13 protein-coding genes and 1 pseudogene are annotated in these 15,679 nt (G+C 67.1%); 4 read left to right on the forward strand and 10 right to left on the reverse strand.

The window, feature by feature from the left end; genetic code table 11:
- The first annotated feature begins 83 nt into the window (after positions 1-83).
- Complete coding sequence (locus E6C48_RS08610) at positions 84-1,037, forward strand: helix-turn-helix domain-containing protein (RefSeq protein ID WP_136356124.1); 954 nt, start codon at positions 84-86, stop codon at positions 1,035-1,037.
- 6 nt (positions 1,038-1,043) lie between these two features.
- On the opposite strand, the gene E6C48_RS08615 is transcribed toward E6C48_RS08610, so the two are convergent.
- The 8 genes from E6C48_RS08615 to E6C48_RS08650 form a co-directional block, all read right to left on the reverse strand.
- Positions 1,044-2,018 (reverse strand): branched-chain amino acid ABC transporter permease, encoded by a 975-nt coding sequence (locus E6C48_RS08615; protein WP_168734488.1) that lies wholly within the window; start codon positions 2,016-2,018, stop codon positions 1,044-1,046.
- Positions 2,019-2,020: 2 nt separating this feature from the next.
- Positions 2,021-2,914 carry a branched-chain amino acid ABC transporter permease gene (locus E6C48_RS08620; RefSeq protein WP_136356126.1) on the reverse strand — a complete coding sequence of 298 codons (894 nt, stop codon included), beginning with the start codon at positions 2,912-2,914 and terminating at the stop codon, positions 2,021-2,023.
- A gap of 2 nt (positions 2,915-2,916) precedes the next feature.
- A complete protein-coding gene (locus tag E6C48_RS08625) occupies positions 2,917-3,630 on the reverse strand; it encodes an ABC transporter ATP-binding protein (protein WP_206086458.1) in 714 nt (237 codons plus the stop codon).
- Positions 3,623-4,360: an ABC transporter ATP-binding protein gene (locus E6C48_RS08630; protein WP_136356128.1), complete on the reverse strand. Its 738-nt coding sequence runs from the start codon at positions 4,358-4,360 to the stop codon at positions 3,623-3,625. The genes E6C48_RS08625 and E6C48_RS08630 overlap by 8 nt, the downstream gene beginning before the upstream one ends.
- Before the next feature lie 106 nt (positions 4,361-4,466).
- A complete protein-coding gene (locus E6C48_RS08635) occupies positions 4,467-5,663 on the reverse strand; it encodes an amino acid ABC transporter substrate-binding protein (RefSeq protein ID WP_136356130.1) in 1,197 nt (398 codons plus the stop codon).
- Positions 5,664-5,726: 63 nt separating this feature from the next.
- Positions 5,727-6,116, reverse strand: a complete 390-nt coding sequence (locus tag E6C48_RS08640; protein WP_136356132.1) for a nuclear transport factor 2 family protein — start codon at positions 6,114-6,116, stop codon at positions 5,727-5,729.
- An 18-nt stretch (positions 6,117-6,134) separates the two neighbouring features.
- Complete coding sequence (locus tag E6C48_RS08645) at positions 6,135-6,926, reverse strand: MoaF C-terminal domain-containing protein (RefSeq protein WP_136356134.1); 792 nt, start codon at positions 6,924-6,926, stop codon at positions 6,135-6,137.
- Between the two features lie 22 nt (positions 6,927-6,948).
- On the reverse strand, positions 6,949-7,737 hold the full coding sequence (locus E6C48_RS08650; protein WP_136356136.1) for an SDR family NAD(P)-dependent oxidoreductase: 789 nt from the start codon (positions 7,735-7,737) through the stop codon (positions 6,949-6,951).
- Positions 7,738-7,927: 190 nt separating this feature from the next.
- Between E6C48_RS08650 and E6C48_RS08655 the strand changes: the two genes are divergently transcribed.
- Both E6C48_RS08655 and E6C48_RS08660 read left to right on the forward strand, forming a co-directional pair.
- Positions 7,928-9,427, forward strand: coding sequence for an aldehyde dehydrogenase family protein (locus tag E6C48_RS08655; protein ID WP_136356138.1), 1,500 nt, complete (start codon positions 7,928-7,930; stop codon positions 9,425-9,427).
- Positions 9,420-11,021 carry a GMC family oxidoreductase gene (locus E6C48_RS08660; protein WP_136356140.1) on the forward strand — a complete coding sequence of 534 codons (1,602 nt, stop codon included), beginning with the start codon at positions 9,420-9,422 and terminating at the stop codon, positions 11,019-11,021. The genes E6C48_RS08655 and E6C48_RS08660 overlap by 8 nt, the downstream gene beginning before the upstream one ends.
- A gap of 748 nt (positions 11,022-11,769) precedes the next feature.
- Here the strand turns inward: E6C48_RS08660 and E6C48_RS08665 are convergent.
- A complete protein-coding gene (locus tag E6C48_RS08665; RefSeq protein WP_136356142.1) occupies positions 11,770-13,260 on the reverse strand; it encodes an aldehyde dehydrogenase in 1,491 nt (496 codons plus the stop codon).
- 8 nt (positions 13,261-13,268) lie between these two features.
- A pseudogene (locus tag E6C48_RS08670) lies at positions 13,269-14,732 on the reverse strand (APC family permease).
- 173 nt (positions 14,733-14,905) lie between these two features.
- On the opposite strand from E6C48_RS08670, the gene E6C48_RS08675 reads away from it, so the two are divergent.
- Positions 14,906-15,676, forward strand: coding sequence for an IclR family transcriptional regulator (locus E6C48_RS08675; RefSeq protein WP_136356144.1), 771 nt, complete (start codon positions 14,906-14,908; stop codon positions 15,674-15,676).
- The last annotated feature ends 3 nt before the right edge of the window (positions 15,677-15,679 follow it).

The raw sequence follows: 15,679 nt of genomic DNA on the forward strand, positions 1-15,679 counted from the left end.
TAACTTCCCCTCCGGTACATTGCCTGTGTACCGCTATTGTCAGCCAGGCCCGCGTCAAGACGGACAGCCGATAGGAGGAGACCATGCAGGTTGCTGCCCGGCATGTGGACGTCGCCGACGGCGACGCTTTCCTGTCCGCATCGCGGATGCTGTTCGGCCCGATCACCCAGCGCTTCGCCCGGGGAACGGCGCCGTCGATCCCGGAGCTCGTGTCGGTGCGCCTCGGCGTCTGCCGGTTGTCGGAAATCCGCGCCATGTCGCATCTGGTGGTGAACGACCGCGCCTTCCGGCGCAGCTTCGATCCCGATTCGATCAAGATCCTGATGCAGCGCTCCGGCCACAGCCGCTTCGAGCAGCAGTCGCATTCAGTCGATCTCCAGCCGCAATCGGCGATCATCTACGACCCGGTGCGCAACTATTCGCTGCAGAACCTGTCGCGCGTCGACCAGCTCATCCTGCAGGTGCCGCGCTCCACCTTCGGCGACGACACGCTGGCCCGCCTTGCGCGGCCAGTCCCGCTGCCGGCGGGCGACGACAGCCTCACCCACATCGTCTCCGGCCTCATGCAGATGGCCATCGGCGAAGCCCACCGCATGGACGAGGCAAGCTGCCAGCGCGTCGGCGAAAGCCTGATCCAGCTCGTCAACGGCCTGATCCGCGGCAAGCCGGCCACGCCCGAATTCCGCCCCTCGCCGCTCGAAGCCCTGCGTGAGCGCATCGTCGCCTATATCGACGCCAATCTTGGCCGCAGCACCCTGTCGGCCGAAGACATCGCCCGGCACATGGGCTGCTCGCGCCGCTACCTGCACCGCGCCTTCGAGGGCGAGGACATGACGCTGGAACGGCTGATCTGGGACCGGCGGCTGGAGCGCAGTCGCGAGGACCTTTTGTCGCCCGACCGGCGCGGCGCGTCGATCTCGGAAATCGCCTTCGCCTGCGGCTTCAACTCCAGCGCCCACTTCTCTCGCGCCTTCAAGAGCAAGTTCGGCACCGCTCCGCGCGACCTGCGCGAGATGGCCAGGACGCCGCTGCACTGATCGGAACTATCCCCGCCGCACCAGCCCCGGCAGGCCGAAGCCGATGCGCGCAAGCCCCTTGGGCAGGAACAGCATCGCCAGGATGATCGCCAGGCCCGACACCACCGGGTGGTAGTCCGGCACGACGATGCGCGCGAGGTCGAAGACGGCGTACATGACGAAGGCGCCGACCACCGGCCCCATCAGCGTGCCGGTGCCGCCCACCACCGTCATCATCAGCGGCAGGAGCATCCAGTCGAGGTCGAAGACGGAATCCGGCCCGACATGGAAGATGTAATAGGTGTAGAGGCTGCCGGCGACGCCGGAAATGAAGGCGCTGCCGGCGAAGGCGGCGATCTTGACCTTCAGCGTGTCGATGCCGTTGGCCGAGGCCGCCATCTCGTCGTCGCGCACGGCGATCAGCGCCAGTCCGTAGCGCGAGCGCATCAAGAGGCCGATGGCAATGATGACGGCGACCGTCAGGCCGAGTCCCGTCCAGTAGTGCGGCAGCAAGGTGTCGAAGGTGCTCGACGGCGCCACGATGCCGAAGGCGCCGCCGGTGAAGTCGCCGCCGTTGACGAACAGCACCTTGACGATCTCGCCGAAGCCGAGCGTGCCGAGCGCGAAATAGTCGCCGCGCAGTTTCGACAGTAACGGCCAGCCGACCAGCGCCGCCGCCAAAGCCGCGACCAGCCCGGCGATGGCCATCGTCACCGGGTCGAAATAGTAGATGCGCGGATGGCTCTCATAGAGCGAGCCCCACAGGTAGTTGCCGCTCCACAGGATCGCCGTGGCATAGGCGCCGAGGCCGAAGAAGGCGTGGTTGCCAAGGCTGATCTGGCCGCCGAAGCCGGCGATCAGGTTCCAGGCTTGTGACAGGATCGCATAGATGAAGACGAAGAACAGGAAGCTGAAGGCATAGCTGTCGATCGCCCCCGGCCAGAACGGCAACAGCGCCAGCGCAGCGGCAATGACGGCCCATATCGACATGCTCGCGCGCATCGTCATGCCTTCTTGTAGGGCCGGCCGAACAGGCCTTCGGGCTTGAACATCAGGACAGCCAAGAAGACGCCGTAGGCGACCGCATTCGTCCAGCTGCCGCCGACGAAGAACTGCACATAGGCTTCGATCAGGCCGAGGATGATGCCGCCCGCCAGCGCGCCGGCGACGCTGCCGATGCCGCCGAGCGCCAGCGCCACCAGCGCCTTCAGGCTGAAGATGAAGCCGGCGAACGGGTTGAACGGAAAGGTGGTGGCGACCGCCACGCCCGCCGCCCCGGCAAGCGCAATGCCGACGGCGAAGGCGATGGCGTTGACCCGGTGCGGACTGATTCCCATCAGGCTCGCCGCCGTTATGTCTTCCGACGCCGCGCGCACCGCCTTGCCGACCAGCGTCTTGCGCAGGAACAGCATCACCAGCCCGGTGCCGGCCAATGCAATGAGGAAACCCATGGTGCGGGTGAACGAGGTGCGGATGCCGAGGATATGGATGCCGCTCGCCGTATAGCTGGTGACGACACCGGCCGTGTTGCCACCCCAGATCACCGTCATCAGGTTCTCTGCCAGGAACATCAGGCCGACGGCGATCAGCAGCGAGATGTTGCGGTCCTCCTCGACAGCCGCCTTGCGGAACAGGCCCTGGTAGATCAGCCAGCCGGCGGCCAGCCCGACCGGCACGACGATGACCAGCGACAGGAACGGGTCGATGCCGAAGCTCTGGAACAGGGCGCGCACGAAATAGGCGGCGAGGATGATCATCGCCCCCTGCGCCAGGAAGATCAGCCGCATCGTGCCGAAGATGAGGCTCAACCCCACCGCCGCGACGCCGTACATGGCGCCGCCCAGCGCGCCGTTGAGGGAGAGTTGCAGGAATATCTGTGGCGGCGGGAAGTCGAACATCGTCACAGCTCCAGCACGCCCATATAGGCTTTTTGGATTTCGGGATCGGCGATCAGCTCCGCGCCGGTGCCCTGCATGGCGATCTCGCCGGTCTTCAGCACGAAGGCGTAGTCGGCGATCTTCAGCGCCTGGTGGATGTTCTGTTCGACCAGAAGGATGGTCACGCCCTGCCTGTGTAGCGTCTCGATCAGCGAAAACATCTGCTGCACCACCAGCGGGCTGAGGCCGATGGACGGCTCGTCGAGGATCAGCAGCTTCGGGTCCGACATGGTGGCGCGCGCGATCGCCAGCATCTGCTGCTCGCCGCCCGACAGCGAACCCGCCTTCTGGCCGGCGCGCTCCTTCAGGCGCGGAAACAGCGCATAGGCCTTGTCCAGCGCCTGCCGCATGTTCGCCCGCGCCTTCGGCTGGAACGCGCCGAGTTCGAGGTTTTCCAGCACCGTCATCTGCCTGAACAGGCCGCGCCCTTCAGGCACATGGGCGATGCCCATGCGGGCGATCGCCTCCGGCGCCGGCCCGGCCAGCGAAGCGCCGCCGAGCGCGATCGTGCCGCGCCGCACCGGCAACAGGCCGGAAATGGCGCGCAGCAGCGTCGTCTTGCCGGCCCCGTTGGCGCCGACGATGGCCACCACCGAGCCCGCCTCGACATGGATCGACACGCCCCACAGGGCGCGCACGTCGCCATAGGCGACTTCGAGATCGGAAACCTCAAGCAGCCGGTTCGCCAAGATAGGCCTCTATCACTTTGCGGTTGGCGACGACTTCGGCCGGCGTTGCGTCGGCGATCTTGACGCCGTGGTCGAGCACGACGACACGGTCGCAGACCTTCATGATGGCGTCGACCTTGTGTTCCACCCACAGGATGGCGATGCCGCGCTCCTGTCGCGTGCGGCGGATGACGTCGACCATCTGCCGGATTTCGGTCGGGTTGAGGCCGGCCATCGGCTCGTCGAGCAGAAGCAGTGCCGGCTGTGAGGCCACGCCGCGCGCGATCTCCAGGAGCCGCCGGTCCGACAGCGTCATGTGGCGGGTGGGCATGTCGCGCCTGGCCGAAAGCCCGACGAGGTCCAGCGCTTCGTCGGCGGCCTGCGCCGCGTTGCCTGCCCGACTGCCGGCGCCATAGACGGCTCCCACCATGACGTTCTCGCGCGCCGTCATGGTCAGGAAGGTGCGCACGAGCTGGAAGGTGCGGGCGATGCCCAGCCGGCAGATCTTGTGCGGAGCGACGCCGGTGACGTCTCTGCCAAGGAAGCGCACCTTGCCGCGCGTCGGCGCGTAGATCGCCGTCATCACGTTGAACAGCGTCGACTTGCCGGCACCGTTCGGGCCGATCAGGCCGACCAGTTCGGCCCGCGCCACGGCAAGGTCGATGCCATCGAGCACGACAAGGCCGCCGAAGCGCATCTGGATGGATTCGAGACTGAGGATCGTCTCGCTCTGCTGCATCGTTGCTTCCTGTCCCGAAATCCCGGCCTCTGCGCCGCCCGTCCGGCTACGATGGCCTTTGCGGAAACGGCGCCTCTCCCCTCGTTGGAGAGGCGCCGCCCCCCGATCAGCGCTTGTCCCAGGCCGGAGCCGGCTTGTAGGTCCAGTCGCCGTTCGGATAGATGAGTTGGTGGCGGCCCTGCCACCATTGCGTGGCGACCGAGGGAATGAGCGCGAAGCCGGTTTCGTCGAACTTCAGGTCGCCGACGACCGTGTCCTTGAACTCCTTGTTGAAGATCGCGTCGTGCACCTTGTCGGCGTCGGTCGAGCCGGCCCGCTCGATCGCCTGGAATAGAACCTGGGCGTTGGCATAGAAGGCGCCGACGGTGACGGAATCCTTCTTGAATTCCTTGTCGTAGCGCTCGCCGAGCTCCTTCGCGCCCTTGTAGGGAAAGCTCTCCGACCAGAAGCCGTCCGTCAGCACGTAGTCGGAATCCGCTCCCAGCGCGTCGTGGAATTCACCCGTCCAGGTGCCCTTCCAACCGTGGAAATAGGGAACCGAGAAGCCCAGTTCCTTCATCTGCCGGATCAGCGTGATGGTGTCGGCCGGCGAGCCGAAGACCAGCATGGCGTCGACGTTCGCCGCCTGCAGCTTGGTGATGAGTGCCGAATCGTCGGTCGCGCCGATCGCCCACGGATCGTTGACCGCGAACTTGTAGCCGTACTTCTCCGCCGCCGCGACGAAGCCGGCACCGAAGCCCTTGCCGTCCGGCGAATCCTCCGTCACCAGCGCCGGGTTCTTCGGCCGCTGCTCGGGCGGAAGTTTCTGCCAGATCTCGAACGGCACCTCCGAACCCGGTCCCGGATGGAAGAAGAACAGCGCCGAATATTTCAGCTTCAGCGGCTGCCACTCGAAAGGGAAGCAGGTCGTGATCATGTAGAACTTCTTGTATTTCTCCGCCACGATCGCGCCGGCGATGTTCATCGGCCCCGAATGCGTCGACAGAAGGATGTCGACCTTCTGCACCTTGATCAGGTTTTCCAGCGCCGCGGCGACCTTGCTTTCCGAGCTTTCGTCATCGGCCACCACCAGCTTGACCGGCAGCTTCTTGCCGCCGATCTCGATGCCGCCGGCCTTGTTGATGTCGGCGACCGCCTGCTGGTAGGCCCATTCCTGTTCCTTGCCGTCGCCGGCCAGCGGTCCCGTCAGCGAGATCGGCGCGCCGACGACGATCTCGCCGTCCGCGGCCACGGCGATGCCGCCGAACGTCAGCGCACTCGACAGCGCCAGTCCCGCCAGAATTCCCTTCAGCGTAGTGTGCATGCCTTCCTCCCATTGATCGTCCCGGCCTGGACGGTTCCCGCCGCCACGCCGTCTGCGGCCGCCTCAGCGCATCGCCTCGGCAACCAGTTTGGTGTCGGTGAACTGTTCGAAGCGCAGGACCTTGCCGTCTTTCAGGTCCCAGACATGGACGACGCGCGCCGACATCGCCTTGCCGGTCTTGCGATAGGTTCCCGAATAGGTGCCGATGCCGACGACCGTGTCGCCGCCGTCGACCAGCCGCTCCAGCTTGAAGGTGTAGCCGTCCCAGTCCTCGCCGAGGCGCTTGAAGACGCCTTCGATGATCGCCGGCCCACCGACATAGGTGCCGGCGCAGGGAAAGCCCGCCATTTCGGTCCAGGCGGTAGCCGGCGTGATCGGCGCCATCATCGCCGCCATGTCGTGCGCGTCGGAGCCGGCGTAGTGCGCCTTGATCGTCTCGTAGTTCTTGCCCATGCGCATTGCCCGCACCGGTCAGACCGGCGCGGCCTCCTCGTCGTAGGTCGTGGTGGACTTTTTCTCGATGAAAGCGCCGGCCGGCTTGTTCTCGATGGCCCCCGTGCTGATGACGCCGAGGAATTTGCCGGTCGAGCGCATCGTCTCCCAATTGTAGAAGAACAGCGAGGCGACCGGGATGATGAACTCGCGGAAGCCGAACACGTACTGGCCTTCATCGAACTTCCAGGTGGTGGCGAGGTCGACGTCGCCATGGCCGCGCTGCACGCCGACGAGGTTCTGCCAGGCATAGCGCTGCGACGAGAGATAAATGTGCTCGTAGAGATGGTTCGGGCTGTAGCGGTAGTGCGCGGTGAGCCCGATCAGGTCGCGCGTCGGCCCCGGCTCGATGCCGCCAAGCACCGGCGCATCGCCCAGCACCCCCGCCGACCAGACCTGCGCGACGCGTGGCTCGCCCGGCTCTTCGGCGGCTTCGCGCACCCGCTCGCGCACCGACATGACACGGCCGGTTCGGATGTTGACGATAAACGCCTCGTCCTCGGTCGGACGTGCGGCGAAGGTCATGTTGATGAAGAAGGTGCCGGGCGCCACTTCCAGCGCCTCGTACCAGTCGGCGCCCGCGTCGGTCCCTTCGCTCCACGCCACCGTGTTTGCGGCGGTGAAGGCGAGGTCGACGGTGCGCCCGGTGTTGAGCGAAATCTTGAACGTCCGCCCGACGAGCGCCGCCGTGTTGGGCAGCCTGTTGGTGGCGATGCCTGCGGCGAAATCGTCGAAGTGCTTCCAGTCCTTCGGCCTGCTCTGATCGGTCATCGGGAACGCTCCTGCACGGGGATTAGTCGACAAAGGCCAGGGTGGGCAGGTCGACGACGCAGGCGCCGCCGTCGACGGTGAGGATCGAGCCGTTCATCATCGCCGCCTCGTCCGAGGCGACGAAGCAAATGACGTTGGAGACTTCCTCCGGCGTCGCCGGCCGGCCGAGCGGCACGTCCTTCGTCACCAGCCGGTAGGCCTCGTCCACCGATGTCAGTTTATGCTTGGCGACGATCACGCCCATCTGCTCGTCGGCCATGGCGGTCGAAACCCAGCCCGGGCAGACGATGTTGGTGCGCACACCCTGCCGCCCGTAGTCGCGCGCCAGCGATTTGCCGAGCCCGATGCAGGCGTGTTTCATCGTCACGTAGCCCGCAGCCTGCGGCCCGGCGAACAGGCCGGCGATCGAGGCGACGACGACGATCGAGCCCTTGCGCGCAATCAGGTCCGGCAGGCATTCGCGCGCGGTGACGAAGGCGGTGTCGAGGTTGAGCCGTGTCGCCAGCGCCCAGGTCTCGTCGCTCATCGAAATGGTCGGCCCGACGCCGTGGCCGCCGGCATTGGCAAGCAGGATGTCGACCGGCCCAAAGCGGTCGTGCACCTTTTCCAGCGCCGCGCGGACCGAGGCCGCGTCGGCGGCATCGCCCTCGACGATCAGCCCGCCGGTGTCCTTCGCCACGGCCTCCAACGGCTCGCGCCGGCGCCCCATCAGGACGACGTTCGCCCCCTCCGAGGCCATACGGCGCGCCACGGCAGCACCGATGCCGGTGCCGCCGCCGGTGATGAAAGCCGTCTTTCCGGAAAATCGCATCATCCCTCCCGATGCCGGTCCGCCGCTATTCGATGGCTGGACTGTGCGCCGGCTTGCCCGTCGTCGTCTTGTCCGAGCGGGAACTTTGTTTTGACTGAGCGCGCACTCGCCCCCACCGACGGTTGAACCCTCCCGGTCACGCTCCTAACGCTTTGAGACAAGCGGCAGCGGGCCGCCGAGGAGGTTTCCCATGAACGAAAGAACCGTGCCGCCGATCAGCGCCGCAGCCGCCGCCTTCCTGTCGCGGCCGCACCGCCCCTTCGTCGGCGGCCGCTTCATCGATGGCGGCGGCGACGGCCTGCCGGTGGACGATTCCGCCACCGGCGAGATCGTCGCGCGGGTTCCCGAAAGCGGCGCGGCGGTGGTCGACCGGGCGGTCAAGGCCGCGCGCGCCGCGCTCGAAGGGCCGTGGGGCCAGATGCACGGCGTCGAGCGCGAGCGGCTGATGCTCAAGCTCGCCGACGCCGTCGAAGCCGACATCGACCTGCTCGGCGAGATCGAGAGCATCGAGAACGGCAAGTCGATCGGCGTCGCGAAAATGCTGTCGGCCGGCGGCTCGGCCAACTGGCTGCGCTACTATGCCGGCTGGGCGACGAAGATCGAGGGCGCGACGATGGACGTGGCGATCCCGGTGCCGCCTGGCGCCAAGCACCACGCCATGACCGTCATGGAGCCGGTCGGCGTCGTCGGCGCCATCGTGCCGTGGAACTTTCCGCTGATGATCGGCGTGTGGAAGATCGCGCCGGCGCTGGCCGCCGGCTGTACCATCGTGCTCAAGCCGCCGCAGGAAACGCCGCTCGGCCTGCTGCGCCTAGCCGAACTGGTCGAACAGGTCGGCTTCCCGCCCGGCGTCGTCAACATCGTTACCGGCTCCGGCGCCGTCACCGGCGAGGCGCTGATCAACCATCCCGGCATCGACAAGCTGACCTTCACCGGCTCGACTTCGGTCGGCAAGCGCGTCGGCCACGCCGCCGTCGAGCGCATCGCCCGCTTCACGCTGGAGCTCGGCTCGAAGTCGCCGATGATCCTTTTGTCCGACATGGAGGACGGCATCGAGCCGCTGGTCGCGGGGCTCGGCATGTTCTTCAACCAGGGCCAGGTCTGCACCTCGGCCTCGCGCATCCTGATCGAGAAATCCATCTACGACCGCACGCTGGCGCGACTGGCCGAAATCGCCGATTCCATGACGCTCGGCGCCGGCCGCGACGAGACCGCGCAGATCAACCCGGTCGTCTCGGCCAGGCATCGGCAGAGCGTGCTGGGCTATCTCGACCGCGCGCTGGAAGCCGGCGGCGAGCGCGTCAGCGGCGACCGTGCCGTGCCCGCAAAAGGCCACTACATCGCCCCCACCATCCTGCACAACGTCAGGCCCGATTCCGAGATCGTGCGCGAGGAGGTCTTCGGCCCGGTCGTCGCGGTGATGCCGGTCGCCGACCTCGACGAGGCGATCCGCCTCGCCAACGACACCCGCTACGGCCTTTCCGCCTCGGTGTGGACGCGCGACCTCGGCAAGGCGATGACCGCCGTCCACGGCCTGAAGGCCGGCACGGTCTGGGTCAACTCGCACAACACGCTGGACCCGACGGCACCCTTCGGCGGCTTCAAGCAGTCCGGCATCGGCCGCGAGCACGGCAAGGCCGCGCTGGACAGCTACCTGGAAGTCAAGACCGCCATCATGCGCTATGCGTGAAGCGACGGAGGCCTCGGGTTACGACTACATCGTCGCCGGCGCCGGCTCGGCCGGCTGCACCGTCGCCAATCGCCTTGTCAACGCCGGCAAGCGCGTGCTGCTGATCGAGGCCGGTCCGCGCGACGACGACCGGTTCATCCATATGCCGGCGACCTTCGCCAAGGTCATCGGCACGAAGCGCAGCTTCATCTACGAGTCCGAACCCGAAGCCAGCGTCGGCGGGCGGCGCTTGCCGATCCCGCAGGGTCGCACGCTGGGCGGCGGCTCTTCGATCAACGCCATGCTCTACATTCGCGGCCAGCGCGAGGACTATGACGGCTGGCGCGACCTCGGCTGTCCCGGCTGGGGCTGGGACGACGTGCTGCCCGTCTTCAGGCGACTGGAGCGCAACGAGCGGCGGGACGGCCCGCTGCACGGCACGACAGGCCCCCTGCCCGTCTCCGATCCGCGCCATCGGCATCCGCTGTCGCTCGCCTATGTCAAGGCGGCGCAACAGGCAGGCTACCGCTACAATGACGACTTCAACGGCGAGCGGCAGGAAGGCGTCGGCTTCTATCAGACGACGACGGCGAACGGCGTGCGCCAGTCGGCGGCGACCGTCTTCCTGAAGCCGCTCGCCGGCAACCCCAACCTTACCCTCGTCACCGAAGCTCAGGTCGGTGCGATCACGCTGGAGAACGGCGCTGCGAGCGGGCTGTCCTACACCACGGCCGACGGCCGCACCGTGCAGGCCTCGGCGAAGGAAGAAGTGATCCTGGCGGCCGGCGCGCTGGCGACGCCGAAGATCATGATGCTGTCCGGCCTCGGTCCGGCGGCGCATCTGGCGGCGCTCGGCATTCCTGTCGTCCGCGATATGCCGGGCGTCGGCCGCGACCTGCAGGACCATGTCGCAACGCCCGTCTACGCGGCAACGAAGCTGCCGGTCTCGCTGCTCGGCCAGGACAAGGGCCTGAAGGCGCTGCGCCACGGCCTGCAATACATGCTGTTCGGCACCGGCCTGCTGACCTCCAACGTGGTCGAGAGCGGCGGCTTCTTCGACACCGACGGCGACGGCCGCCCCGATATCCAGTTTCATGTCCTGCCGGTGATGATCGAGAACGCCGTGCACGGCTCGGTCGAGCAACACGGCATGGAACTGAACCCCTGCGTTCTGCGGCCGAAGTCGCGCGGCAAGGTGGAACTGCGCTCGCGCGATCCGAACGAGCCGATCCGCTTCACCACCGGCTTCCTGTCGGAACCGGACGATCTCGAACGGCTCGTCGCCGGCGTGAAAGTCGCGCGAAAAATCCTGCGCCAGCCCGCCCTGCAGGCGGTCGTCAGCCAGGAACTGAAGCCGGGCGCAGCCGACGAGCTGCCCGAACAGGCGATCGTCGACCACATCATGCAGACGGCCAAGACGGTCTATCATCCGGTCGGCACCTGCCGTATGGGCACGGACGAGGAGGCTGTGGTCGATCCGCAATTGCGCGTGCGCGGCGTATCTCGCCTGCGCATCTGCGACGCGTCGATCATGCCCCGTCTGACCAGCGGCAACACCAACGCCCCGACGATCATGATCGCCGACCGCTGCGCGGAGTTTATCCTCGGGCGGTAGCCATCCTTCGCCGTTGCAAGGCGGCTTCCCGTTCCTTCGTCATTCCAGCGCGGAGGCGAGCGTTGCTCCACCTCCGTCGTCATCCTATGGCGAAGCAGGCCGAAGGCCGTCGCGAAGACCATAGGATCCATGCCTGAAGGGCTTGGCCGCATGAGACGGTGGGGAAGGCATATCGTTCTGCGCCGCCTCACCTTTCATCGATGGTCAGGCATGGATCCTCGGGTCGCGCCCTTCGCTGCGCTCGGGCTTGCCCGTGGATGGCGAAGTGAAGTGGCCTTCACAAAAAATCTTCCCGAAACTTATCCCCCTCTCCTAAACCCACTTCATACTCGGCCGCAGTTCCTTCCATGGGAACACCGGTCGCGACGGTGATTGCGTGGGAAGGGACCGGCGCCTCCGGTGGTTGCTCAACGTAAGCAACCGCCCGGGGAGGTTCCGTCCAAGGGTTCCCCTACGGGTATTACGGCCCGTGTGCGCTGGACGAGCGCTGCAAGCTTCGGCCGGTGTCGGCGCAAATGCCGCCATCGTGAGCTGCGGTGAAGCGGAACGGACGGGAACAGAAATCGCCGGACGGCGGTCTTCGGATCGCAGTTTCATAAAATTCGGCAGCGTTTCGATGACCGCCGTCTTCCCGACCTCACCAATCGAGGTCAGTTCTTTGACAATGGCCAGGGCCGGAAGGCAGCGTGGCGAAGATGAAGGGCGCCGACGTTCCCCTCCCCCTCAAGGGGGAGGAAGCGTCTCCCTGTCAAGCCAGCGAAATCCACGCCGTCTTCAAGTCGGTATACTTGTCGAACGCATGCAGCGACTTGTCTCTTCCGAAGCCGGACTGGCCGAAGCCGCCGAGCGGCACGGTCAGGTCGGCGCCGCCATAGGTGTTGACGTGGACGACGCCGGCGCGGATCGCCCGCACCATGCGGTGCGCGGTGGCAAGGTTGGCGGTCCACACCGCCGCGGCCAGCCCGTAGACGGTGGCGTTGGCAAGCCGCGCCGCTTCCGCCTCGTCCTCGAAGCGCGACACCGCCAGCACCGGGCCGAACACCTCCTCCCGCGCCAGCCGCATGGACGGCGCCACCTCGTCGAAGATGGTCGGCTCCATGTAGAAGCCGCCCGTCTCCTCCAACACGCGTCGGCCGCCGGCGACGAGCCGCGCGCCCTCGCGCTCGGCGTCCGCGACATGGCCGAGATCCTTGGAAAGCTGCTCGGCGCTGGTGACGGCGCCGGCATCGGTGCCGAGGTCGAGCGGGTCGCCGACCTTCATCTTCTTCGTCACGGTGACGAGCTTGTCCATGAAGGCGTCGTAGACGGACGCCTGCACCAGGAGCCGTGAGCCGGCCACGCAGACCTGGCCGGAATTGCGAAAAATGCCGAAGGCCGAGACCTTCGCCGCCTTGTCGAGGTCGGGCGCGTCGGCGAAGACGATGTTGGGCGACTTGCCGCCGAGTTCCAGATGCACGCGCTTGAGGTTCGAGCGGGCGGAGTATTCGAGCAGCCGCCGGCCGACAGCACCCGAGCCGGTGAAGGCCAGCGCATCGACATCCATGTTGAGGCCGAGCGCCTCGCCGGTGACGCTGCCGCGCCCGGTGACGACGTTGAAGACGCCTTCCGGCACGCCCGCCTCGGCCGCCAGTTCGCCGAGCCTGAGCAGCGTCAGCGACGCGGCCTCCGCCGGCTTCAGCACCACCGAATTGCCGGCGGCGAGCGCCGGCGCCACCTTCCAGGCGCCGATCATCATCGGGAAATTCCATGGCACGATTGCCCCCACCACGCCGAGCGGTTCGCGATGGACGAGGCCGAGCACGTCCGGCGCGGTCGGCGCGATCTCGCCATAGACCTTGTCGATGGCCTCGGCGTAGTAGCGGAAGGTTCCGGCAGCCGACAGCGGCTCGGCCTTGTAGGCCATGCCGATCTCGGTGCCGTTGTCGCGCACGCCGAGAACGGCGAGTTCCAGCGCATTCTTCTCGATCAGGTCGGCGAGTTTCAGCAGCACCTTCTTGCGCTGGGCGGGAGCGGGGCGCGACCACGCACCCTTGTCGAACGCAGCGCGGGCGGCGGCCACGGCACGGTCGACATCCTCGGTGCCGGCGTCGGCGATGCTGCCGATGACGCGGCCGTCGATCGGGCTGACGACATCGAGAGCGCGCGCCTCGACCGCCTGCACGCGACGTCCGCCGATCCACAATTGCTGGTCGCCGACAGGCAGGGTGCGCAGGCGGTCGATAGCGGACTGGTCCAAGATGATCTCCGTCAGAATTGCTGGCTGCCGAGGCGGGCGAAGGCTGCCGCATCGCGCCCCTTCAGCGCAACCGCCAGAAGATAGCCAACCACGGCGGCGATCAGCACCAGCGACGGCAGGAACCAGCCAAGCACGCCGGACGCGCCCGACAGATTGCCGAAATTGGTGACGATCTGGAAGATGATGAACAGAAGCGCAAGTCCCGCCAGCGTCGGCAGCCCCTTAGACTTCAGCGCGTTCGGCTCCAGCGACGGGTTGCGTCCGAAGAACGCCACCACCGAGGCCGAGGTAAGCGCCATCAGGACGATGATGCCCAGCGTGCCGACATTGGTGAGCCAGGAGAACAGCGCCAGCACCGGGTCCTGCCCGGTCGCCGCGAACAGCGCGATCACCAGGACGGCGATGGCCGTCTGCACCAGCGAGCCGACATGCGGGCTCTGGAAGCGCGGATGCGTGACGCCGAGCGCTTCCGGCAGCAGCTTCTCACGGCCGGCGACGTAGAAGTAGCGGGCGACGCCGTTGTGGAAGGCGGTGACGCCGGCAAACAGCGAGGACACGAACAGGATGCTCATGAGCTGGGTGAGCAGCGGCCCGACATAGCGGTCGGACAGGCTGAACAGGAAGGTCGTCGGGTCCTGCAGCCCCTGCAGCGTCGGCACCAGCTTGTCGATGCCGGCGCCGTTCGCCATCAGCCAGCTGGTGAACATGTAGAACAGGCCGATGATGAGGACGGAGATGTAGGTGGCGCGCGGCACCGTGCGCGCCGGCGCGCGCGCCTCTTCCGAATAGATGGTCGTCGCCTCGAAGCCGATGAAGGCGGCGAAGCAGAACAGCAGCCCGATGGCCGGCGAGCCGGACAGCATCTGCGTCGGCGTGAAGGGCGCCAGGCTGAGCCCCGCGTCGCCGCCCTTGAACAGGATCGCCGCGTCGACGACGAGCACCACCAGATATTCGAGCAGCACCAGTACGGTCAGGATCTTCGCCGACAGGTCGACGCGGCGGTAGCCGAGCACGCCGACCAGCGCGATGCCGACGAAGCACCACACCCACCACGGCAGGTTGATGCCCCAGCCGGCGAAGAGGCCGGATGTCGCCGCGCCGAACAGGCCGAACACCCCGATCTGCATGCAGTTGTAGCTGAGGATGGCGATCAGCGCCGCAGCCCCGCCGAGGTTCCCACCCAGGCCCCGGGCCGTATAGGCTTAGAACGCGCCGGCGTTCGCAACATGCCGCGCCATCGCGACGTAGCCGACGGCGAAGATCAGCAGCAGGAGAGTGACAAGCAGGAATGTGCCGGGAATGCCGGCGCCGTTGCCCATCAGCATGGAAAGCGGCACGCCGCCGGCCACCGCCGTCAGCGGTGCCGCCGCCGACACCACCAGGAACGTCACGGCGCCAACGCCAAGGCTGTTGCGGCGCAGCCGATTCGCTTCGCCCGCCGCGGGCACTGTCTTGTCCGTATCGATCGTCGTCATGTCTGCCTCCCTCCTGCCAGGCGCCTCGCGCCGGATCCGAGCATTCCCTGTGCCGCCGCGCGATTCTCGCGTCGTTTCATTATTTTCAACGGCATTTCGCATATAGACTTGCAAAGGAACGCCGAACCTGTCAAGTTAATTCGCGCGTTAAGTAATTTGGGAGGAGCGCAGGGATGAGCACGGTGGGCAAAGCCGTGTCGCTGCTGGATGTGCTGGGCAGCGGCGGCGCCGAGATGGCGCTGGCCGACATCGCCCGCGCCGCCGACTTCGACAAGGCGACGACGCGCCGGCTGTTGGTCGCCCTCATCGACAACGGCCTGGTCGAGCAGGACGGCGGCACCCGTCTCTATCGGCTGGGCGCCGGTATCGCGCGGCTGGCGCTGATGCGCGAGGCACATTTCCCCTTCCTGCGCACCGGCGCACCGGTGGTCGAACGGCTCGCCGCCGCGACCGGCGAAACGGCGCACCTGTCCGAGCATTCCAGGCGCGGCCTCGTCTCCGTCCATGTGGTGGAATCCGCCAGGGCCAACCGCATCTTCGTGCCGCTGGGCGAGCAGCTGCCGCTGCACGCCACCGCTTCCGGCATCGCCTTCCTCGCCTTTGCCGAGCCACGCGTGCGCGCCGCTGCGATGACCGGCGGCTTCGAGATCTACACGCCGCACACCATCGTCGATCCGGCCTCGCTGGCGAGCCACGTCGAAGACGCCCGCCGGCGCGGCTACTCCATCGGCTCGCAGGGCTTCGAGGAGGGTGTGGACAGCGCCGCCGCACCCATCCTCAACGCGGCCGGCCTGGCGACCGGCGCCATCGCGCTCGCCGCGCCGCGCTCGCGCGTCACCCGTGGCGACCTCGACCGCTACGGCATGCTGGTGGCTGCGGCCGGTCGAGAGATCGGCGAGCGGCTCTACGGCGGCGGCGCGACGCCGCAGCTCAAACAGGCATGACGA

This window comes from Ollibium composti (assembly GCF_004801285.1).
Classification (GTDB): domain Bacteria; phylum Pseudomonadota; class Alphaproteobacteria; order Rhizobiales; family Rhizobiaceae; genus Mesorhizobium; species Mesorhizobium composti.